The sequence below is a fragment of the Pseudomonas gingeri genome (assembly GCF_013385635.1).
Classification (GTDB): Bacteria; Pseudomonadota; Gammaproteobacteria; order Pseudomonadales; family Pseudomonadaceae; genus Aquipseudomonas; species Aquipseudomonas gingeri_A.
Genome location: NZ_JACAPR010000007.1, coordinates 416,910 through 435,237 on the forward strand (window position 1 = coordinate 416,910; position 18,328 = coordinate 435,237).

The following is an 18,328-nucleotide window of genomic DNA, read 5'->3' on the forward strand; positions in this document are numbered from 1 at the left end:
GAGGCAGGGGAAACAAGGGTTCCAGAGGGGAGGGCTCAGGCGGGTGGGCCACTGAAAATCGGATAGAACTCCAGGGGCCGTCCCAGGTAGTTGATCAGCAGGGCGAGGGAGTCCGCGTTGGCCAGGATGACATCGATTCTTCGGGCTTCGTCGTAGAGAAACTCCCAGCGGGCGTCCTCCAGGTCGGCGGTCCGCGTCAGTTTCAGGACCTGTTTGCACGGTTCGCCGTTGATATCGTCCCAGTTCCGGGTGACCTCGTTCCATGTCCTGAACAGCTGCTTGAGCGGGGTACGCTGCGACAGCGCCGTCTCCTGAAGCTCTTTCAGCGAATCTTGCAGTTCAAGCCCATGGGCTGTGGTGTTGTCGATCAGATCGTAGAAGGGGCGGAAGGAGTCAAGGTAGGCGATATCCACGGTATTGAAGACGATGTGGCTGAATTCATGGATCAGGATGGCGGCCATGTTGTGCAGCACTAGGTTGAAGGTCCTCGGTCGGATGGGCTCATAGGTGTCCAGGCCGGGCTCGAAGAACAGTTCATTCAGATAGCTGTCGTCCAGGGTTCCTGCCAGCACTCGTTGCCGTGCCTCGCAGCGTAATCCCTTATCCATGGCCTGGCCGATCATGGCACTGAGCTGTGAATGGATCGTTCGATGCCGGTGCAGGAAACGCGGCAGGAAATCCACCAGCGCCGCATCGACAAGTTTATTGGCGGTGGCCATATCCAGGTTGGTCATCCTGGACCAATGACCGTCCCGGCCGCGGCTGAACAGTCCGCTGTCGATACTTTCCGTCAGCGGTGGGACCAGGCCGACCGAGCGTTCCAGCAGATGCTCGGGCAGCGTCGTCGAGGTGCCCGGCTGGAGCTCTTCAAGTTTGGCGGAGACGTTTTCATACTGATTGATGTAAATCTGCGACGGCTCCAGGCTGGCCTGCGGTGTGTCGAGCATCTCGGTGCGCAGCGAGTTGAGCGCGAACTCCAGGAGATCAGGACGTTTGCCCAGTTCACTGGCGAGCTGGTTCTTCAAGGTGGCGAGCGTGTGTTGCTGTTCACTGGCGGCAGCTGGCGTCGTGGTCGGAGACGCCATGGGCTGGACCGCCGGCTGGGCCTGGGCATCCGGCGCCGGGTCCAGGCGGATGCTCCAGCGCTCCAGACTGTTGATCGACAGCAGTTTGCTGTTGATCATCGCGCGTATGTCCAAGGCGGCCTCCAGGGCCGCGCCGGGACTCAGTTGTCCTTTGCTCCTGCTGTAGCGAACCAGGACGTATTCGATGTTCTCCTGTTGCTTGGCGATGATCGCCTCCAGCCTGTTTTCGAAGATCGGCGGGGGGAGGGTGTCCAGTTGCTTGAGCAGTTCGGTGCGCCAGCAGGTGCCCATGATCTCGGCAAAAAACGATCGACGTGAATGGCCGCTATCCATCTGGCCGTTCCAGTAGCTTTCCAGCTCGCTTTGCATGCGCGTCTTCAGGTTGCCGGAGATTTTCGCCAGGGCGCCTTCCCAGTACCCGACATCCGCCGGCACCGCGTTATAGCCGGGGGCGACGAACACGCGGCGCTGGCCGGCGGGCCATGCTCCGGCGCGATAGTGTGCCAGCAGCGCGTCGCTCAACGAGTGAGTCGTGACGGGCTGGTATTGCGGGTCGCCGGTGTCATCACTGTCGTTTCGGCTGGCGCTCACATAGCTGATCATCCTGACGGTCGTCAGGTCGATGTTGGCAAAGCGCCGAGCGAGTTCGTCGTCGAGCATTTTGTCGAGCAGGTTTGCCAGGCTGGGCAGCTTGAGCAACTCCTCACCCAAGGACTCCAGATTATGTTTCTCATGGCGATCGATTGAGCGACGCCAGTCGAGGAACACCGCACCCTCGATGGGTTCTGTCTTGAGCTGCAGGTGAGTGTCGAAGGTGATCCGGCGCTTGATCTCGAACGCGACGAAGCGCATCAGTTCTTCGCGCCGGGCCTTGATGGCCAGGCGATCGAGCAGACTGTCGATGGCTTCGGCCCGGGTGTCGAAGTGTTCGATGCCGAAGCCCGGCGTATAGAGGTACGCGCAGTCCGAGGTGCCGGGTCTCATCAGAAGGGCTCCCACCAGCTCCGCCAGCGTCATGCCGTGGGCGTTGAGCAGGATTTTTTCGACATGCATCGGATCGTCGGACGCCTGGCGGGCGTCACGGTTGGGGAGCAGGATTTTCTTGAACCAGTTGCGATCGGGCTGGGTGATCTTGAGGGCGATTTCCCGGCTGTTGGGGGCGTCGCGCTGTTCCAGGGCTTCGGAGAACTCGTAGGGAATTGAATCGGTGGTCATCGCTTTTGCCTTCGTTCGTACTGACGAACCGCTGGGCACTGGCAGGCCAGGCTTCGCGGCAGATGGCAAAAAACGCTACCTTGCGGTGGGAGAGTGGGGTGGTAGATCGTCCTGTGGCGGACGTGTCCCTTGTCGGAGTGACTTGTTGGGGAGACAAGGGACCGCGGGAACGGTGTCCGATCAGTTGCGCCGGCCCAGCAGCAGCCCGACCACCAGGCCGAAGCCGGCGGAAATCGCCACGGTCTGCCAGGGATGCCCGCCGATATAGGTTTCGGTCGCCTCGACCACCGGGCGGGTGTTCTCGCGTACATGGGTGACCGAGTCCAGAGCCTGCTTGAGCTTCTGGCTGATCTGCGCGCGCAGGCTTTCGCCTTCCTCGCCCACCAGCGCGGCGCTGTCCTTCAGCAGTTTTTCCGACTCCTGGATCAGCGCTTGCAACTCGCTGAAGGCCTGGTCCTTGATCTGGTCCTCGGCGGCTTGTACGGCGGATTTACGGGCCATGGCGATATTCCTTCGAAGTGAATGATGCTCTGAATAATGGGAGTCGGCGGGACCGGGGAAAGTTGCAAAATTTTCTGTCCGCTCACCTCGGTGAAGCAAAATCCTCGATCGGATGTTTCTAGTGACAGTGTAAGATACGGGTCTATTTGTACCGCAGGATTTTCCAATGAGCTTCAATCTGGCTAACAAATCCCTGGCCGAACGGGCCACCATCGAGGATGAGAAATCCCGCCTGTTCGACCTCTGGCAGAGCAACCTGGGCAAGGCCAAGGGCGAGGCGGCACGTCTGTTCGGCGAGCGCTCCAAGCGCAAGGGCAAGTGGGCGGAATGGGTGCGCGCGGAACTCGACACCCTATCGCCGCCGGAATACACCAGCATGGTGCGCAGTGAGGTCAACCGCCTGATGGCGGCGGCCAAGTAAGCGTCAGCTGACTTCGGTCACGGTGTAGGTCTGGCGCACAGCGCCGACGCTGATCTGCACTTCGTCACCGTCGAGCTTGCCCAGCAGCGCCTGGCCCAGTGGTGAGCGCGGGCTGATCACGGTGATCGTCCGGCCCTCCCAATCGATCTTCAGGCCGGCGGCATCCGGAGCCAGGAACAATCGCTGCTCGCTGCCGTTCTCGGCTTCGAGGGTCAGCAGGGCGCCCAGCTGGATACCCGCGCTGTCGTCGTAAGGGCGCAACGGCAGTTCCCGGCACTGCTTGAGGGCCTGGCGGATTTCCTCGACACGCCGGGCCTGCCCGGTCGCCAGGTACGAGGCTTCCAGGCCCAGGGTGTCGTACTTGTTTTCGGCGATGTTCTCTTCATGGGTCGCGGCTTCGTAGGCGGTCTGTGCCGCCCGTTGCAGGACATCGAGGTCGATCGCCAGAGTGTCGATGATTCGCTGGTGCAGTGCGTGCTTGTCCATGCTGTGCAAACGGCTCAATTGCAGAACTGCAGCACGTTGGCGCGGCTCTTGTCGCTGGGCGCGGTCTGGTCCTGCTGCAACCAGAACTGGCACTTGGGATTGGACAGGTTGCGATAGCTGTTGCGGGCCTGCTCCAGGCGCTGCTGTTCTTCGTTCTTGCGCAGGTTTTCCTTGTACTGCTCGAACATCTGCGTCGAGTCGCCGGGGGCTTGTGGCGCGACCGGCGCGGTGGGCTGGCTGATCTGCCGGACGGCCTCGGCGACAGGGGCCAATGGCTGCGCCACGAAGAGTCGGGCGATGAGCCAGGCGGTGAGGGCCAGCGCGACGAAGCCGAGCCAGATGCCCAGCGCGATACTGGCGGTCAACTGCAGTGGGTTGAGCGTGACGGACAAGCGGCGACGCGATTGTGGGCGATAAGGCATGGCAGCCTCCTGGCGGGCGGTTCTTCGCAGGATGCGATTGTCGCATGAAGATTAATCGACGTCGGCTCTTCTGCGCAGGTGGATTTATGCGGACAATCGACGCCTTTGCCAAACGGAGCCCGTGCATGCCGGCCAACTGGGATATTTTCTGCACCGTCGTCGACAACTATGGCGATATCGGCGTGACCTGGCGCCTGGCCCGGCAACTGGTAGCCGAGCATGGCCTGGCCGTGCGCCTGTGGGTCGACGATCTGCGGGCTTTCGAGCGGTTGTGTCCGGAGCTCGATATCGAATGCGAGCAGCAGATCCAGGAAGGCGTCGAGGTGCGTCGCTGGTCGAGCGAGTGGCGGCCGGTGGTGGCGGCGGATGTGGTGATCGGCGCCTTTGCCTGCCAGTTACCCCACGATTACATGGAGGCGATGGCCCGGCGCGCGACCACGCCGTTGTGGCTCAACCTGGATTACCTGAGCGCCGAGGACTGGATTGTCGGTTGCCACGGTCTGCCATCGGTCAAGTACAAGCAGGTGCAGAAGTTCTTCTTCTTTCCGGGGTTTCAGCCGGGCACAGGCGGTTTGCTCAGGGAGGCGGGATTACTGGCGCAGCGCCAGGCCTTTCAAGCCGATCCCCTGGCGCGCCGGGATTTCCTGCGCGCCCTGGGCGTCAATCCGACGGACGGTGAACGGTTGATCTCGCTTTTTGCCTACGAGAACGCAGGCGTGGCCAGTTGGCTCGAAGCCCTGGCGGCCGATACCCGTCCGACCCGACTGTTGGTGCCGGAAGGCCGGGTGCTGGCGGATGTCCAGGGTTGGTTGGGAAGCGGGCAGTTGGAGGCCGGGGCCATCGAGACACGCCGCGCCCTGACGGTGCAGGTGCTGCCGTTCGTCCCCCAGACGGCCTATGACCGCCTGCTCTGGAGCTGCGATTTCAACGCCGTACGCGGCGAAGATTCGTTTATTCGCGCGCAATGGGCCGGCCGGCCGCTGCTCTGGCATATCTACCGGCAGGAAGACGATATCCATCTGGACAAACTGGAGGCATTTCTCGCGTTGTATACCCTGGGCCTGTCCGAGCCGGCCCTGACCGCTTTCACTGGCTGGTGGCGGGCCTGGAACAGTGGAAATGACATGGGTGAAAGCTGGTCGGCGGTGCTGCGCAACGAGCTTGAGCTGACCGAACACGCCGAACACTGGTGTCTGGAACAGGCTTCTCGGGCTGATCTTGCCGCGGCGCTGGTACTGTTTTATAGAAATTGGATATGATACGCGGCCTAGATTTATGTACATCCCATCCAAATTCGGATATTCGCAATGAAAACTGGTAAAGAACTGAAACCCGGTACCGTGATCCGTCTCGAAAACGATCCTTGGCTGGTTCAGAAAGCTGAATTCACCAAGTCCGGTCGTAACAGCGCGATCATGAAGACCAAGCTGAAGAACCTGCTGACCGGTTACAAGACCGAGATCGTCTACAGTGCCGACGACAAACTGGACGACGTAATCCTCGACCGTAAAGAAGCGACGCTGTCCTTCATCAGCGGCGACTCCTACACGTTCATGGACACCAGCGACTACACCATGTACGAGCTGAACGCCGAAGATATCGAAGCCGTTCTGCCATTCGTGGAAGAAGGCATGACCGACGTCTGCGAAGCCGTCTTCTTCGAAGATCGCCTGGTTTCCGTAGAACTGCCGACCACCATCGTGCGGCAGGTTGACTACACCGAAGGTTCCGCTCGCGGTGACACTTCCGGCAAGGTGATGAAGCCTGCCAAGCTGAAGAATGGTACCGAACTGTCGGTAGCTGACTTCATCGAAATCGGTGACATGATCGAGATCGACACCCGTGAAGGCGGTTCCTACAAAGGCCGTGCCAAATAAGCACAGCTTTTCGCCGAACAAAAAAAGCCCGGGCATGTCCCGGGCTTTTTTGTGTCTGCTGTTTCTGGGGGCGCCGCCGTTCCTTGCAGGAGCCAGGCTTGCCAGCGATGGCATCCTTGCGGTCGATGCCGGACTCAAGGGCCTCTTCGCCGGCAAGCCGGCTCCTACAGGGGGTGGCTTATTTCAGGTGTTCCTTCAGTTCCTGCGAAGCCTGCAGGAGGGCCGAACGGACCTCCGGTACCTGGCTGACCACATTGAGCAGGCCGAAGTCGTGGATCATGCCGTTGTAGCGCACGCTGGTCACCGGCACGCCGGCTTCATCCAGCTTGCGGCCGTAGGCCTCGCCTTCGTCACGCAGGACGTCGGCCCCGGCGGTCTGGATCAGCGCCGGTGGCAGGCCCTTGAGCTGTGCCGTGGTAGCCCGCAGCGGTGAGGCGTAGATCTCGCTGCGTTGCTTGGCATCGGTGGTGTAATTGTCCCAGAACCATTTCATCATGTTCTTGCTGAGGAAGTGACCCTCGGCGAACTGGTTGTAGGACGCTGTCTCGAAACTGGCATCGGTCACCGGCCACAGCAGCAGTTGGAACTTGAGCGCCGGTGTGCCCTTGTCCTTGGCCATCAGACTGACTACTGCCGCCATGTTGCCGCCGACGCTGTTGCCGGCCACGGCCAGGCGCTTGCCGTCGACGTTGATTTCCTTGCCGTGCTCGGCCACCCATTCAGTCGCGGCGTAGGCCTGGTTGATCGCGGTCGGGTAGTGGGCTTCAGGTGACGGCGTGTAGTTGACGAATACCGCCGCCGCCCCGGAACCCACCACCAGGTCGCGTACCAGCCGCTCGTGGGTCGGGAAATCCCCCAGCACCCAGCCGCCACCGTGGAAGAACATGAACACCGGCAATGTGCCCTTGACCCCTGCCGGGCGGACGATGGTCAGCTCCAGCGGCTTGCCGTCGACCTGGATGGTCTTCTGGCTCACGTCGGTCTTGGGCAATGTCAGCTTGACCCCTGACTGCGCGCCGGACAGTACGGCGCGGGCTTCTGCCGGTGTCATCTGTTCCATCGGCTTGCCCGTGCCGGCATTCAAAACGTCGAGAAAGGCCTGGGTGTTGTGTTCGACGCCGGTGTTTTCGGCGGCGAACGCCGTATGGACGGACAACGCGAGCAGGGTACCGGTCAGGACTTTGCTGAAAGTGTTCATGTACGGATCCTCAGGTGGCGGGTGGGTTAGACGGTGACGTGCAGGCGGACGTCGACGTTGCCACGGGTGGCGTTGGAGTACGGGCAGACCTGGTGGGCGGCGTCGACCAGGCTTTGTGCATCGGCCTGTTCCAGACCCGGCAGGCTGATGTGCAGGTCGATATCCAGGCCGAAACCACCAGGGATCTGGCCGATGCCGACGTGGGCGGTGATCGAGGCGTCAGCCGGGATCTGGCGCTTGGTCTGGCTGGCGACGAATTTCAGCGCGCCGATAAAGCAGGCCGAGTAGCCGGCGGCGAACAGTTGCTCAGGATTGGTGGCTGCACCGCCGGCACCGCCGAGTTCTTTGGGGGTGGCGAGCTTGACGTCCAGGATGTTGTCGCTGGAGATCGCACGGCCATCACGGCCACCGGTGGAAGTTGCAACTGCGGTATAGAGAGTTTGCATGGCGAGCCTCGTCGTTTGAGAAATTTGTTTTGCGCTAAATGTTTGCGCGCTAAGTGACTGCGAGATAAATGTATCGCGCTAATGTTTAGTGCGCAAGATAAATTTTCAAAAAGTTCTGAAGCGGATTTCCGAAGGGGCTGCGGTGCTTTAGCGGAGGAGGAGCAGAAGGGGCGCAACCTTTAGGAGCCGGGCTTGCCCGCGAAGCTTTTGAAGCGGACGCAGAGCGTCCATGGCGGCGTTGCCACGCGGAGCGTGGGAACGATCGGATTCGTGGGCAAGGCCGGCTCCTACAAGGGCCGGCGTTGCCTTGACAGCGGTGGGGCTATTGGAGGCTGTCTTGCAGATGCCCACGCAGGGCGAGCAGTTCGGCTTGTAGCGCGCGCAAGCGCTCCATGGAGCCACCACCGGCGGCGAGGATGCATTGCGGAATACTGCGGGCCTGCTCGTGCAGGGCGCGTCCGGCGGCGGTCAGTTCGACGATCACCACCCGTTCGTCGGCCTTGCTGCGGGTCCGGCTCAGCAGGCCCTCGCTTTCCAGGCGCTTGAGCAGGGGGGTCAGGGAGCCGGGGTCGGTCATCAGCTTGTGGCTGATCTCACCGACGGTCAGGCCGTCCTGTTCCCACAGCACGATCATCGCCAGGTATTGCGGGTAGGTCAGGTTCAGGGCCTGGAGCAGGGGCTTGTAGACCTTGGTCATCAACAACGAGGTGGAGTGCAGGGCAAAGCACACCTGATTGTCCAGGAGCAGGTCTTCACAGTGGTTGGTAATGCTGTTCATCGCTAGAGCCTTGTGTGTTACGTCTATTGAATCTAGCGGGCGAATCTTTAATGCGCCAGGGAATTTTCCCGGTCTAGTGACGCCCAAGTCCGCTTTGCAGGGCCAGATCCCAGGGCGGAACAGGGCTGAAACGGCTTTTGAGGAACTCCAGCAACAGACGGCTGCGGGAGTTGGCCGGTTGTTCCAGGCGTAGCGCATAGACTCCGGAGGTCTCGGGCGCGGGCAGGCCGTTTTCGCAGAACAGCGGCAACAGCTCCCCGCGCAGCAGGTACTCGCTGATCAGCCAGGTCGGCAGGTGGGCGATGCCCAGGCCGCTCAAGGCGCCGGACAGCATGGCCTCGGCGTTGTTCGAGGTCATGCGGATCCGTGACGGGCGGTGCAGTTGTACCAGGCCGTCCTGATGGAAGCGCCAAGCCATCGGTGGGGCCAGTGCATCCCAGTCGAGGCCGTCGTGTCCACCCAGTTCATCGGGACGCAGCGGCGTACCACGGTTTTTCAGATAGGTCGGGCTGGCGCAGGCGATCCGCACGATGCTTGCCAGGGGCGTGGCCACCAGCCGGGTATCGGCCATTTGTCCGGCGCGCAGGACCAGGTCGACCTTGCCCAGGTTGGAGCCCTGCATATCGACGAAACTGTCGATCAGGTGCAGTTGCACGTCGAGCCCGGGGTAGTCGAGCAGGAAGTCGGCGATGGCCGGCGCCAGGTGACGACGGCCGAAGGCGGCGGGGGCATCAATGCGGATCAGGCCCTCCGGGGCGTTGCTCAGGGACACCGCTTCGGCTCGGGCCAGGCGCAGTTCGGCGACGATCCGCCGGGCCCGTTCGGCAAATGCCAGTCCGGCGGGCGTGGCGCGCACCGCGTGGGTGCTGCGAATGAACAGGCGGCTGCCGATCGAGTTTTCCAGGCTGTCGATGCGCCGGGCCACGGCCGATGGGGTCAACGGGTGACGCCGGGAGGCGGCGGAAAAGCTGCCGGTTTCCAGGACGTCGAGAAACAGGCCGAGTTGATCCGTAAGGCTGGTGGGATTCATGGCGTTTGCTTGTGCGAGATTGGCATAGCCATTGTGCGTTGTTGTGCGTTTCCGCGCTAGAGCGGACTGCGTAGCATGAAGGGCACTGAGCGGGGAGACGGTTGTGATCGAATTGATTGAGTACCTGGTGCTGGGCGTCGTGATGGGCGGCGTGGGAGGAATATTCGGCATCGGCGGCGGCATGATCGCGATTCCGGTGCTGGGTATCCTGTTCGGTCTCGACCAGCAATTGGCCCAGGGTACGGCGTTGGTGATGGTGGTGCCGAATGTGGTGCTGGCGCTGCATCGCTACAACCAGCGCAATCGCATCGAGCTGCGCCATGCGCTGCCGCTGGTGCTGATGAGCTTCTGTTTTGCCTGGTTCGGCGCCCTCTGGGCGGTGGGACTGGACCCGCGCAGCATGCGCATGGGCTTTGTCGGTTTTCTGCTGGTACTGGCGCTGTTCTACCTGGTACGGCTGTTCATGGCGCAATCCCCGGTGTCGGCGCAGATGCGTTATCCCTGGCCGTGGCTGGGTGTACTGGGCGCGGCGTCCGGGACCATGGGCGGACTGTTCGGGGTCGGCGGGGCGGTGGTGGCCACGCCGTTCCTGACCAGCGTCTTCGGTACGTCGCAGGTGGTCGCCCAGGGCTTGTCGCTGGCCCTGGCGTTGCCAAGCACCAGCGTCACGCTGGTGACCTACGCGGTGCACAACGAGGTGGACTGGCGCATGGGCATTCCCATGGCCGTCGGTGGCCTGATGAGCATCAGTTGGGGCGTGAAAGTGGCCTACGCCTTGCCCGAGAGAGTCCTGCGCGGCCTGTTTTGCGCCTATCTGGTGCTCGGTGCGTTGCTGCTCGGCTTCAAGGTTTGAACCCTTCGACGATGTACTCGGCCAGGCACTCGGTGATCGGCGAAGGTTTGTTCAGGTTGCGTATCAGCATGATGTTCAGCAGGGGTAACTGGGGCATGCCTTCGTCTTCGCCGAGGACGCGCCAGTCCTGGGGAATCAGGCTTTCCAGCTGGGCGGTCATCGCCAGCCCGGCGTTGACCACCGCCATGATCGTCGACAGGCTGGGGCAGGCATACGCCAGCCGATAGTCGCGGCCACGGGCATCCAGGGCGTTGCAGGCCCATTGGGTGCAGAAACAGTCCATGCCATCCATCGCCAGCGGCACGGGGGTCTGTTCGTGGATCGTGGCGTTCTGGGCCTCGGCCCAGACCAGACGCTCCTGGCGCAGCAACTGGCCAAGTTCGTTGCCCGGCTTGCGGGTGACGATAGTCAGGTCCAGATCCTGGCGTTGCAGTAACTGCGTGGAGGATTCGCAGTTTACTTCCAGCTGGATCAGCGGGTAGGACTTGGCGAAACGCGACAGGATCCCCGGCATGAAACGCATCACATAGTCATCCGGCACGCCGATGCGTACCAGGCCGACCATATGGGGTTCGCGCAGGGTATTGAAGACTTCACTCTGCAACTTGAGGATTCGCCGGGCGTAGCCGAGCAGCACCTGGCCTTCGGCGGTCAGGCGCATCTGGCGCCCGTCGCGTTCGAACAACTGGCGCTGGACCACGTCTTCTTCCAGGCGTTTCATCTGCATGCTGACGGCCGACTGCGTGCGGTTGACCTGTTCGCCGGCCTTGGTGAACCCACCGTGCTCGGCAATGGCGACGAAGGTGCGCAGGACGTCGGTATCGATGCTCGGGTAGCTGGACAACTCATCAATCTCCGAGATGTATTGCATAAGAAACATTCGTTGGATTGATCTTAGCCCCGGGCGGAGACTTTAGTCATCCCCACATGGAGGGCAAGATGATGAAAGGTCAAAAAGGTTATCTGCTGGTTGGCGCGGCCTCGCATTCGGGGTTGTCGCCAAGGGCCCTGTGGCAGCGGCTGGTGCGTTGGCACGATCTGTCGCGCGAGCGCCAGCTGCTGGCGGCGATGAGTGACGACGCGCTCAAGGACATCGGCCTCAGCCGCGCCGATGTCGATCGGGAAACCCACCAGCACTTCTGGAACGACCCGCTGGGCAAGGGACGTTGATGAGGCTACACAAGCAGGCGGTGATTGCGGTAGTTTGCGGGTTCACAAGGAGGCGTGCATGCCCGCGGATCTGTCGTTTTCGTTGAAGCAAGCTCGGCGCCTGGCGCTGGGCGCCCAGGGGTTCCAGGCGCGCAGGGCCCAGGCGTCGGTCAAGCCGTTGCAGGTCAACCGGTTGATCGAGCGCCTGGGTGTCGTGCAGATCGATTCGGTCAATGCCCTGGTGCGTTCCCACTACCTGCCGCTGTTTTCCCGCCTAGGCAACTATTCTTCCGAACTGCTCGACCAGGCCGCCTGGAGCCAGGGACGGCGACGCACCCTGTTCGAATACTGGGGCCATGAAGCCTCGCTGCTGCCGATGTCGCTGTATCCGCTGATGCGCTGGCGCATGCAGCGGGCCTCCCGTGGCGAGGGCATTTATCAACAAATGGCACGCTTCGGCCGTGAGCAGCAGGCGACCATTCGCCGGGTCCTGACGCTGGTCGAGGAGCGCGGCGCGCTGGGGGCGGGCAGTCTGTCGAGTCGTGAGGAAAAGGCCGGGCCCTGGTGGGACTGGAGCGCCGAGAAGCATGCGCTGGAGTGGTTGTTCGCCGCCGGTGAGGTGACGGTGGCCGGGCGCCGTGGCTTCGAACGGCTCTACGATCTGCCGGAGCGGGTGATTCCGTCGGCGGTGCTCGGGCAGCCGCTGCTGGATGAGGCCGAGGCCCAGCGCTGCCTGTTGCGCCAGGCAGCGGTGGCCCTCGGGGTGGCGACGGAGAAGGATCTGCGCGATTACTTTCGGTTGGACCCGGCCGACAGTCGTGCGCGTCTGGCGGAGTTGGTCGAGGCCGGTGAATTGCTGACAGGCGAGGTGCAGGGCTGGCGCCAGCCGGTGTATTGCCTGCCGGATATCAAGGTGCCGCGCAAGGTCTGGGCCAGTGCCTTGCTGTCGCCGTTCGATTCGTTGATCTGGGAGCGCAGTCGTACCGAGCGCTTGTTCGACTTCCGTTATCGCCTGGAAATCTATACGCCGCAGCACAAGCGGGTGTATGGCTACTACGTGCTGCCGTTCCTGCATGGTGAACGCATCGCCGCACGGGTCGACCTGCGCGCGGAGCGGGCGCTCGGGCGCCTGGCGGTGCATGCCGTGCATGAGGAAGAGCAGGGGCTGGATGAGGCGGGGATCGCCGCGCTGGCGGTCAGTTTGCGGCAGCTGGCCGATTGGCTGGGGTTGCCGGATATCCAGCTCAATTGCCAGCGGGTCAGTGCGCAACGGTTGCGTAAGATGCTGTAAGGCGCAGCGGTTACACGGTCTTCTGTGGCGAGCGGGCAAGCCCGCTCGCCACAAGGGATGTTGTTGGATCAGCGCCGCACCTGCTTCAACGTCTCGGCAATCAGGAACGCCAGCTCCAGCGACTGATCGGCATTCATCCGCGGGTCGCAATGGGTGTGATAGCGGTCCGACAGGCCATCTTCGGTGATCGGACGCGCGCCGCCGATGCACTCGGTGACGTTCTGCCCGGTCATCTCGATATGAATTCCGCCGGCATAACTGCCTTCGGCCTGGTGCACCTGGAAGAACTGCTTGACCTCGCTGAGGATCTGCGCGAAGTCGCGGGTCTTGTAGCCGCTGCTGGCCTTGATCGTATTGCCGTGCATCGGATCGGAGCTCCACAGCACCTTCTTGCCTTCGCTTTCCACCGCACGGATCAACTGTGGCAGGTGATCGCCGACCTTGTTCGCGCCCATGCGCACGATCAGGTTCAGGCGGCCGGGGTCGTTGTCCGGGTTGAGGATGTCGATCAGGCGGATCAGGTCGTCGGTGTTCATGCTCGGGCCGACCTTGACCCCGATCGGATTGTTCACCCCGCGCAGGAATTCGACATGGGCGCCGTCGAGCTGACGGGTACGGTCGCCGATCCACAGCATATGGGCCGAGCAGTCGTAGTAGTCGTTGGTCAGGCTGTCGCGACGCACGAAGGCTTCTTCGTAGTTCAGCAGCAGCGCCTCATGGGCGGTGAAGAAGCTGGTTTCGCGCAGTTGCGGCGAGCTGTCCATGCCGCAGGCGCGCATGAAGGCCAGGGTTTCATCGATGCGGTCGGCCAGTTGGCTGTACTTCTCGGCCAGGGCCGAGTTGGCGATAAAGTCCAGGTTCCATTTGTGCACCTGGTGCAGGTCGGCGAAACCGCCCTGGGCAAAGGCGCGCAGCAGGTTCAGGGTGGCGGTGGCCTGGTGATAGGACTGCAGCAGGCGGTCCGGGTCCGGCACGCGGCTTTTTTCATCGAAACCGATACCGTTGACGATATCGCCACGGTAGGCCGGCAGGGTCACGCCGTTGATGGTTTCGTCGTTGGCCGAGCGCGGCTTGGCGAACTGGCCGGCCATGCGCCCGACCTTGACCACCGGGCAACCGGCGGCGAAGGTCATGACAATGGCCATCTGCAGCAACACCTTGAAGGTATCGCGGATCTTGGCTGCCGAGAACTCGGCGAAACTTTCCGCGCAGTCGCCGCCCTGGAGCAGGAAGGCCCGGCCCTGGGTCACTTCGGCGAACTGCCGGCGCAGCTCGCGGGCTTCGCCGGCGAACACCAGTGGCGGGTAGCTGGCCAGGCTTTGCTCGACGCGCAGCAGGTGGGCGGCGTCCGGGTAGTGAGGTTGCTGCTGGATCGGCAGGGCGCGCCAGCTGTCAGGGCTCCAGGGTTGGCTCATCATGAACTCTAGTGTCGACGATCGGAGTCCCATGTTAGCAGCAATTAGTACGTGACCTGCTCCCGTGGCTTGGCCGACAATCGGCGCTTTCCCGCTCGTTGCCGAGCGGCTTGATTCATCGCGACGGCAGGGGCCGTCCGCGGCAAGGAGATGAAATGTCTGAGGAGCGCGTCGAGCGTCTGCTGGCTGAAGTGCACGACGACTTCGGCATGATTCGCGTGCTGGAAGTGGACGATTACCGCTTTCTCGAATTTGGCGATGCGATCGAGCAGAGCTGCGTGTTCACCGCCGATCCCAGTTGGCTGGAATATGACTATACCCGGGCCATGCTGATCGGTGCGCTGTGCCACGAACAGCCGGAGAGTGCGCTGTTCCTCGGCCTGGGGGCCGGGACGCTGACCCAGGCGTGCCTGAAGTTCCTGCCGCTGGAGGATGTCGAGGCCATCGAACTGCGCCCGGACGTGCCGCGCCTGGCCATCGAGTACCTGGGACTGGACGATGATCCGCGGCTTTATATCCGTGTCGGCGATGCCCTGGAGTTGCTGGAGACGGCGGAGCCTTCGGACCTGATCTTCGTCGACCTCTATACCGATGTCGGTCCGGGTGTGGGGCATCTGGCCTGGACCTTCCTGGAAAACTGCCAGAAGAAACTCAATCCCGGCGGCTGGCTGGTGATCAACCAGTGGGCCACCGATGACGGCAAGCCCCTTGGTGCGGCGCTGCTGCGCGGGCTGTACCACCGGCATTATTGGGAACTGCCGGTGAAGGAGGGCAACGTCATCCTCATCGTTCCTGCGGACCTGGACCAGGAGCTGGACGGACAGGCATTGCTCAATCGTGCCGATGAACTGGCACCGCGCCTGGGGTATTCGTTGCGGTCGCTGATCAAGGATATCCGTCCTGCCACCTGAATATGCCTGATTGATCGTTCCCACGCGCAGCACAGGAATGCAGCCGTGACGCCCCGCGTCACAGAAGCGGCCGCAGAGCGTCCAGTGAGGCATTCCCACGCTGGAGCGTGGGAACGATCAGGGACACGGCAGCAGCTCAGCGACCCTTGAATTCGCCGGGGCGTTTTTCCAGCATGGCGCGCACGCCTTCCGCGGCGTCCTCGCTGGTCAGCAGTTTCTTGACCAGCGCCGGCAGGCTCGCCGCCGCGGCCGTTTCCCCTTCGTAACGGGCCTGGCGCGCCGAGGTCAAGGTTGCCTGGACGCCGAGCGGCGCCTGTCGCGCGATGCGTTCGGCCAACTGCAGGGCACGTGGCAGCAGATCCTCGCTGGCCATGACTTCCTGCACCAGCCCCAGGCGCAATGCTTCGTGGGCATCGAACTCATCGCCGGTCAGCAGCCAGCGCATCGCATTGCCCCAGCCGGCCATCTGCTGGAAACGCAGGGTCGCCCCACCGAAGGGAAAAATCCCGCGTTGTACTTCCATCTGGGCAAAGCGGGTGTTGCTGGCGCACAGGTTGATATCCGCGGCGAGCATCAGCTCGATACCGATGGTCAGGCAATAACCCTGTGCCGCGACGATCACCGGCTTGCTGACCCTGGGGCCGGCAAATACGCCCCAGGGATCACAACCGCCGGTCGGTATCTTCCAGCCTTCGGCCATGGTCGCGCCGACTTTGGCCAGGTCGAGGCCGGCGGTAAAGTGTTCGCCATGGCCGAAGACCACGGCGACCCGCGACTGTTCGTCGCGCTCGAACTCGCCATAGGCCAGGCTCAGTGCCTCGAGCAGGTCGAGGTCGAAGGCGTTGCGCTTGGCCACCCGGTCCAGGCCGAGCAGCAGGACATGACCACGTTGTTCACGGCTGACACGACTGGCGGCGGGCTGATTCATGGGGCAGTTCCTGGAGTAGGAGAGCAAGGCTGCGGGGCGCTGACGCCGAGCCGATGGGTGAACCGTTTAAGCACCAAAGCACGCCCGTAGAAAATAGCGCTTTGGCCGTCGATCCGCAAAGCCTGAAACAGACGGGCGTCGACCGGCTTTTGCCGATAAATAAATCTCCCTTTTTTCGCCAATTCCGGTATAGTGCGCGCCGGCCTTTAACCGGGCCGCGTTTAGGTAATGCAATTCCCCGAAGCCAGCTTCGGCTGCTGTTCGCCCTGCGGACTATCCTTGACGATTCTTTCATTCAATCGTTTTCGCAAATCCCCGCCGACAAAGCTGCCAGGGTGACTCTCAGAGTCTTACACGGCATGTGCAGCTTTGGAGCATGGGTCTTTGCGGATGCACTTAGAGGCAGACCCATGACCCAGGAAATCGGCGGCTTCGCCGCTCTTGAACTTCATCCCAATATTGTCGCTGCAGTAGTCGCTACCGGCTATGAAGAGCCTTCGGCCATTCAGCAGCAGTCAATTCCGATCATCCTTGCCGGTCACGACATGATTGGTCAGGCACAAACCGGTACCGGTAAAACGGCCGCTTTCGCCCTGCCTATCCTTCACCGCATCGATCCGTCCAAGCGCGAGCCGCAAGCTCTGATCCTGGCCCCAACCCGTGAGTTGGCGCTGCAAGTTGCAACCGCTTTCGAAACCTACGCCAAGCAGATGCCGGGCGTGACTGTTGTGGCTGTCTACGGCGGCGCGCCGATGGGCCCACAATTGAAAGCAATCCGGAACGGCGCACAGATCGTTGTCGCTACCCCGGGCCGTCTGTGCGACCACCTGCGTCGCGACGAAAAAGTCCTGGCGACCGTGAACCACCTGGTTCTCGACGAAGCTGACGAAATGCTCAAGCTCGGCTTCATGGATGACCTGGAAGTCATCTTCAAGGCCATGCCGGAAAGCCGCCAGACCGTACTGTTCTCGGCCACTCTGCCACAATCGATCCGTGCCATCGCCGAGCGTCACCTGCGCGATCCGAAGCACGTGAAGATCCAGAGCAAGACCCAGACCGTTACCGCGATCGAACAGGCTCACCTGTTGGTTCACGCTGACCAGAAGACTTCTGCCGTTCTCAGCTTGCTGGAAGTGGAAGATTTCGACGCCCTGATCATGTTCGTGCGCACCAAGCAAGCGACCCTGGACCTGGCCAGCGCCCTGGAAGCCAAAGGCTACAAGGCCGCCGCGCTGAACGGCGACATTGCCCAGAACCAGCGTGAGCGTGTGATCGATTCCCTCAAGGATGGCCGTCTGGACATCGTTGTGGCAACCGACGTCGCAGCCCGTGGCCTGGACGTTCCGCGCATCACCCACGTATTCAACGTGGACATGCCGTACGATCCCGAGTCCTACGTTCACCGTATCGGCCGTACCGGTCGTGCCGGTCGCGAAGGTCGTGCACTGCTGCTGGTGACTCCACGCGAGCGCCGCATGCTGCAGGTGATCGAGCGTGTAACCGGTCAGAAAGTTGCCGAAGTCCGCCTGCCGGATGCCCAGGCCGTTCTCGATGCGCGCATCAAGAAGCTGACCAACAGCCTGTCGCCGCTGGTGGCCGATGCCGAATCGACCCACGGTGATCTGCTCGATCGCCTGACCGCCGATATCGGTTGCAGCCCGCGTGCCCTGGCCGCAGCCCTGCTGCGCAAGGCAACCAACGGTCAAGCGCTGAACCTGGCCGCTATCGAGAAAGAGCGTCCACTGGTGCCGAACAATGCACCACGTGGCGATCGTCCTGAGCGTAGCGATCGTGAGCGTCGTGCCCCGATCCCACTGGCTGAAGGCCGTGCTCGCTGCCGTACCGCGCTGGGCGCGCGTGACGGTATCGCCGCCAAGAACCTGCTGGGCGCCATCCTCAACGAAGGTGGTCTGGCACGTGAAGCCATCGGTCGCATCCAGGTGCGTGACAGCTTCAGCCTGGTGGAACTGCCGGAAGATGGTCTGGAGCGTCTGCTGACCAAACTGAAGGACACCCGCGTTGCCGGCAAGCAGCTCAAGCTGCGCCGCTATCGCGAGGATTGATCGACAGGCTTCGATAGAGGCCGCGTTGATTGATCGATAAAAAAATCCCCGACTGGTTCGGGGATTTTTTTTGCCTGCTCTTTTTTGGGGGGCATGCGCCGCGCCTCCAGGCTGGAGCGCAAGCCCTTGTAGGAGCCGGCTTGCCGGCGATGGCGCCCCTGAGATTCCGATCGTTCCCACGCTCCGCGTGGTAATGCCTCCATGGACGCTCTGCGTCCGCTTCTGTGACGCAGAGCGTCACGGGCTGCATTCCCACGCT

The 18,328-nt window shown here is 62.3% G+C and carries 19 protein-coding genes; 8 read left to right on the top strand and 11 right to left on the bottom strand.

Features of this window, described 5'->3' with window-relative positions:
- Positions 1 to 35: 35 nt before the first annotated feature.
- Positions 36 to 2,300, bottom strand: a complete 2,265-nt coding sequence (locus tag HX851_RS35625) for a hypothetical protein (protein ID WP_177064295.1) — start codon at positions 2,298 to 2,300, stop codon at positions 36 to 38.
- 180 nt (positions 2,301 to 2,480) lie between these two features.
- Positions 2,481 to 2,801, bottom strand: coding sequence for an ElaB/YgaM/YqjD family protein (locus tag HX851_RS35630; RefSeq protein WP_177057421.1), 321 nt, complete (start codon positions 2,799 to 2,801; stop codon positions 2,481 to 2,483).
- A gap of 166 nt (positions 2,802 to 2,967) precedes the next feature.
- On the opposite strand from HX851_RS35630, the gene HX851_RS35635 reads away from it, so the two are divergent.
- Positions 2,968 to 3,222 carry a hypothetical protein gene (locus HX851_RS35635; protein ID WP_177057420.1) on the top strand — a complete coding sequence of 85 codons (255 nt, stop codon included), beginning with the start codon at positions 2,968 to 2,970 and terminating at the stop codon, positions 3,220 to 3,222.
- Positions 3,223 to 3,225: 3 nt separating this feature from the next.
- Here HX851_RS35635 and HX851_RS35640 read toward each other — a convergent pair whose 3' ends face one another.
- Entirely contained in the window at positions 3,226 to 3,708 is a 483-nt protein-coding gene (locus HX851_RS35640) for a GreA/GreB family elongation factor (protein WP_177064354.1), read from the bottom strand.
- Between the two features lie 14 nt (positions 3,709 to 3,722).
- On the bottom strand, positions 3,723 to 4,130 hold the full coding sequence (locus tag HX851_RS35645; protein WP_177064296.1) for a hypothetical protein: 408 nt from the start codon (positions 4,128 to 4,130) through the stop codon (positions 3,723 to 3,725).
- 125 nt (positions 4,131 to 4,255) lie between these two features.
- Between HX851_RS35645 and earP the strand changes: the two genes are divergently transcribed.
- Together earP and HX851_RS35655 are read left to right on the top strand one after the other, a co-directional pair.
- Positions 4,256 to 5,389: an elongation factor P maturation arginine rhamnosyltransferase EarP gene (earP, locus tag HX851_RS35650; protein ID WP_177057417.1), complete on the top strand. Its 1,134-nt coding sequence runs from the start codon at positions 4,256 to 4,258 to the stop codon at positions 5,387 to 5,389.
- A 48-nt stretch (positions 5,390 to 5,437) separates the two neighbouring features.
- Entirely contained in the window at positions 5,438 to 6,007 is a 570-nt protein-coding gene (locus HX851_RS35655; RefSeq protein ID WP_100940667.1) for an elongation factor P, read from the top strand.
- A 178-nt stretch (positions 6,008 to 6,185) separates the two neighbouring features.
- On the opposite strand, the gene HX851_RS35660 is transcribed toward HX851_RS35655, so the two are convergent.
- The 4 genes from HX851_RS35660 to HX851_RS35675 form a co-directional block, all read right to left on the bottom strand.
- Positions 6,186 to 7,205 (bottom strand): alpha/beta hydrolase, encoded by a 1,020-nt coding sequence (locus HX851_RS35660; protein ID WP_177057416.1) that lies wholly within the window; start codon positions 7,203 to 7,205, stop codon positions 6,186 to 6,188.
- Between the two features lie 26 nt (positions 7,206 to 7,231).
- Entirely contained in the window at positions 7,232 to 7,651 is a 420-nt protein-coding gene (locus tag HX851_RS35665; RefSeq protein ID WP_017125862.1) for an organic hydroperoxide resistance protein, read from the bottom strand.
- 322 nt (positions 7,652 to 7,973) lie between these two features.
- Positions 7,974 to 8,429: a MarR family winged helix-turn-helix transcriptional regulator gene (locus tag HX851_RS35670; protein ID WP_177057415.1), complete on the bottom strand. Its 456-nt coding sequence runs from the start codon at positions 8,427 to 8,429 to the stop codon at positions 7,974 to 7,976.
- A 73-nt stretch (positions 8,430 to 8,502) separates the two neighbouring features.
- Entirely contained in the window at positions 8,503 to 9,459 is a 957-nt protein-coding gene (locus HX851_RS35675) for a LysR family transcriptional regulator (protein WP_177064297.1), read from the bottom strand.
- Between the two features lie 103 nt (positions 9,460 to 9,562).
- Here HX851_RS35675 and HX851_RS35680 point away from each other — a divergent pair, with 103 nt between their 5' ends.
- Positions 9,563 to 10,312: a sulfite exporter TauE/SafE family protein gene (locus tag HX851_RS35680; protein WP_177057413.1), complete on the top strand. Its 750-nt coding sequence runs from the start codon at positions 9,563 to 9,565 to the stop codon at positions 10,310 to 10,312.
- On the opposite strand, the gene HX851_RS35685 is transcribed toward HX851_RS35680, so the two are convergent.
- Positions 10,302 to 11,156 (bottom strand): LysR family transcriptional regulator, encoded by an 855-nt coding sequence (locus tag HX851_RS35685; RefSeq protein WP_177064355.1) that lies wholly within the window; start codon positions 11,154 to 11,156, stop codon positions 10,302 to 10,304. The two genes, HX851_RS35680 and HX851_RS35685, sit on opposite strands and share 11 nt — an antisense overlap.
- Positions 11,157 to 11,254: 98 nt before the next feature.
- On the opposite strand from HX851_RS35685, the gene HX851_RS35690 reads away from it, so the two are divergent.
- Both HX851_RS35690 and HX851_RS35695 read left to right on the top strand, forming a co-directional pair.
- Positions 11,255 to 11,482 (top strand): DUF1127 domain-containing protein, encoded by a 228-nt coding sequence (locus HX851_RS35690; protein WP_177057694.1) that lies wholly within the window; start codon positions 11,255 to 11,257, stop codon positions 11,480 to 11,482.
- A gap of 58 nt (positions 11,483 to 11,540) precedes the next feature.
- A complete protein-coding gene (locus HX851_RS35695) occupies positions 11,541 to 12,752 on the top strand; it encodes a winged helix-turn-helix domain-containing protein (protein ID WP_177064298.1) in 1,212 nt (403 codons plus the stop codon).
- A gap of 68 nt (positions 12,753 to 12,820) precedes the next feature.
- On the opposite strand, the gene HX851_RS35700 is transcribed toward HX851_RS35695, so the two are convergent.
- A complete protein-coding gene (locus HX851_RS35700) occupies positions 12,821 to 14,167 on the bottom strand; it encodes a class II 3-deoxy-7-phosphoheptulonate synthase (RefSeq protein WP_177057411.1) in 1,347 nt (448 codons plus the stop codon).
- 155 nt (positions 14,168 to 14,322) lie between these two features.
- On the opposite strand from HX851_RS35700, the gene HX851_RS35705 reads away from it, so the two are divergent.
- The gene (locus tag HX851_RS35705; protein WP_177057410.1) at positions 14,323 to 15,078 is read left to right on the top strand and encodes a spermidine synthase; all 756 of its coding nucleotides are present in this window, start codon (positions 14,323 to 14,325) and stop codon (positions 15,076 to 15,078) included.
- Between the two features lie 136 nt (positions 15,079 to 15,214).
- Here HX851_RS35705 and HX851_RS35710 read toward each other — a convergent pair whose 3' ends face one another.
- Positions 15,215 to 16,006 (bottom strand): crotonase/enoyl-CoA hydratase family protein, encoded by a 792-nt coding sequence (locus HX851_RS35710; RefSeq protein ID WP_177064299.1) that lies wholly within the window; start codon positions 16,004 to 16,006, stop codon positions 15,215 to 15,217.
- Positions 16,007 to 16,416: 410 nt separating this feature from the next.
- Here HX851_RS35710 and HX851_RS35715 point away from each other — a divergent pair, with 410 nt between their 5' ends.
- Positions 16,417 to 18,069: a DEAD/DEAH box helicase gene (locus HX851_RS35715; RefSeq protein WP_177064300.1), complete on the top strand. Its 1,653-nt coding sequence runs from the start codon at positions 16,417 to 16,419 to the stop codon at positions 18,067 to 18,069.
- The last annotated feature ends 259 nt before the right edge of the window (positions 18,070 to 18,328 follow it).

What these genes read in the sequence shown, in the direction of transcription:
- HX851_RS35675 (WP_177064297.1), bottom strand. Translation starts at nt 9,459, where the DNA reads ATGAATCCCACCAGCCTTACGGATCAACTCGGCCTGTTTCTCGACGTC.
- HX851_RS35695 (WP_177064298.1), top strand. Translation starts at nt 11,541, where the DNA reads ATGCCCGCGGATCTGTCGTTTTCGTTGAAGCAAGCTCGGCGCCTGGCG.
- HX851_RS35635 (WP_177057420.1), top strand. Translation starts at nt 2,968, where the DNA reads ATGAGCTTCAATCTGGCTAACAAATCCCTGGCCGAACGGGCCACCATC.
- HX851_RS35630 (WP_177057421.1), bottom strand. Translation starts at nt 2,801, where the DNA reads ATGGCCCGTAAATCCGCCGTACAAGCCGCCGAGGACCAGATCAAGGAC.
- HX851_RS35690 (WP_177057694.1), top strand. Translation starts at nt 11,255, where the DNA reads ATGAAAGGTCAAAAAGGTTATCTGCTGGTTGGCGCGGCCTCGCATTCG.
- HX851_RS35625 (WP_177064295.1), bottom strand. Translation starts at nt 2,300, where the DNA reads ATGACCACCGATTCAATTCCCTACGAGTTCTCCGAAGCCCTGGAACAG.
- HX851_RS35640 (WP_177064354.1), bottom strand. Translation starts at nt 3,708, where the DNA reads ATGGACAAGCACGCACTGCACCAGCGAATCATCGACACTCTGGCGATC.
- HX851_RS35665 (WP_017125862.1), bottom strand. Translation starts at nt 7,651, where the DNA reads ATGCAAACTCTCTATACCGCAGTTGCAACTTCCACCGGTGGCCGTGAT.
- HX851_RS35645 (WP_177064296.1), bottom strand. Translation starts at nt 4,130, where the DNA reads ATGCCTTATCGCCCACAATCGCGTCGCCGCTTGTCCGTCACGCTCAAC.
- HX851_RS35715 (WP_177064300.1), top strand. Translation starts at nt 16,417, where the DNA reads ATGACCCAGGAAATCGGCGGCTTCGCCGCTCTTGAACTTCATCCCAAT.
- HX851_RS35710 (WP_177064299.1), bottom strand. Translation starts at nt 16,006, where the DNA reads ATGAATCAGCCCGCCGCCAGTCGTGTCAGCCGTGAACAACGTGGTCAT.
- HX851_RS35670 (WP_177057415.1), bottom strand. Translation starts at nt 8,429, where the DNA reads ATGAACAGCATTACCAACCACTGTGAAGACCTGCTCCTGGACAATCAG.
- earP (WP_177057417.1), top strand. Translation starts at nt 4,256, where the DNA reads ATGCCGGCCAACTGGGATATTTTCTGCACCGTCGTCGACAACTATGGC.
- HX851_RS35660 (WP_177057416.1), bottom strand. Translation starts at nt 7,205, where the DNA reads ATGAACACTTTCAGCAAAGTCCTGACCGGTACCCTGCTCGCGTTGTCC.
- HX851_RS35655 (WP_100940667.1), top strand. Translation starts at nt 5,438, where the DNA reads ATGAAAACTGGTAAAGAACTGAAACCCGGTACCGTGATCCGTCTCGAA.
- HX851_RS35705 (WP_177057410.1), top strand. Translation starts at nt 14,323, where the DNA reads ATGTCTGAGGAGCGCGTCGAGCGTCTGCTGGCTGAAGTGCACGACGAC.
- HX851_RS35700 (WP_177057411.1), bottom strand. Translation starts at nt 14,167, where the DNA reads ATGAGCCAACCCTGGAGCCCTGACAGCTGGCGCGCCCTGCCGATCCAG.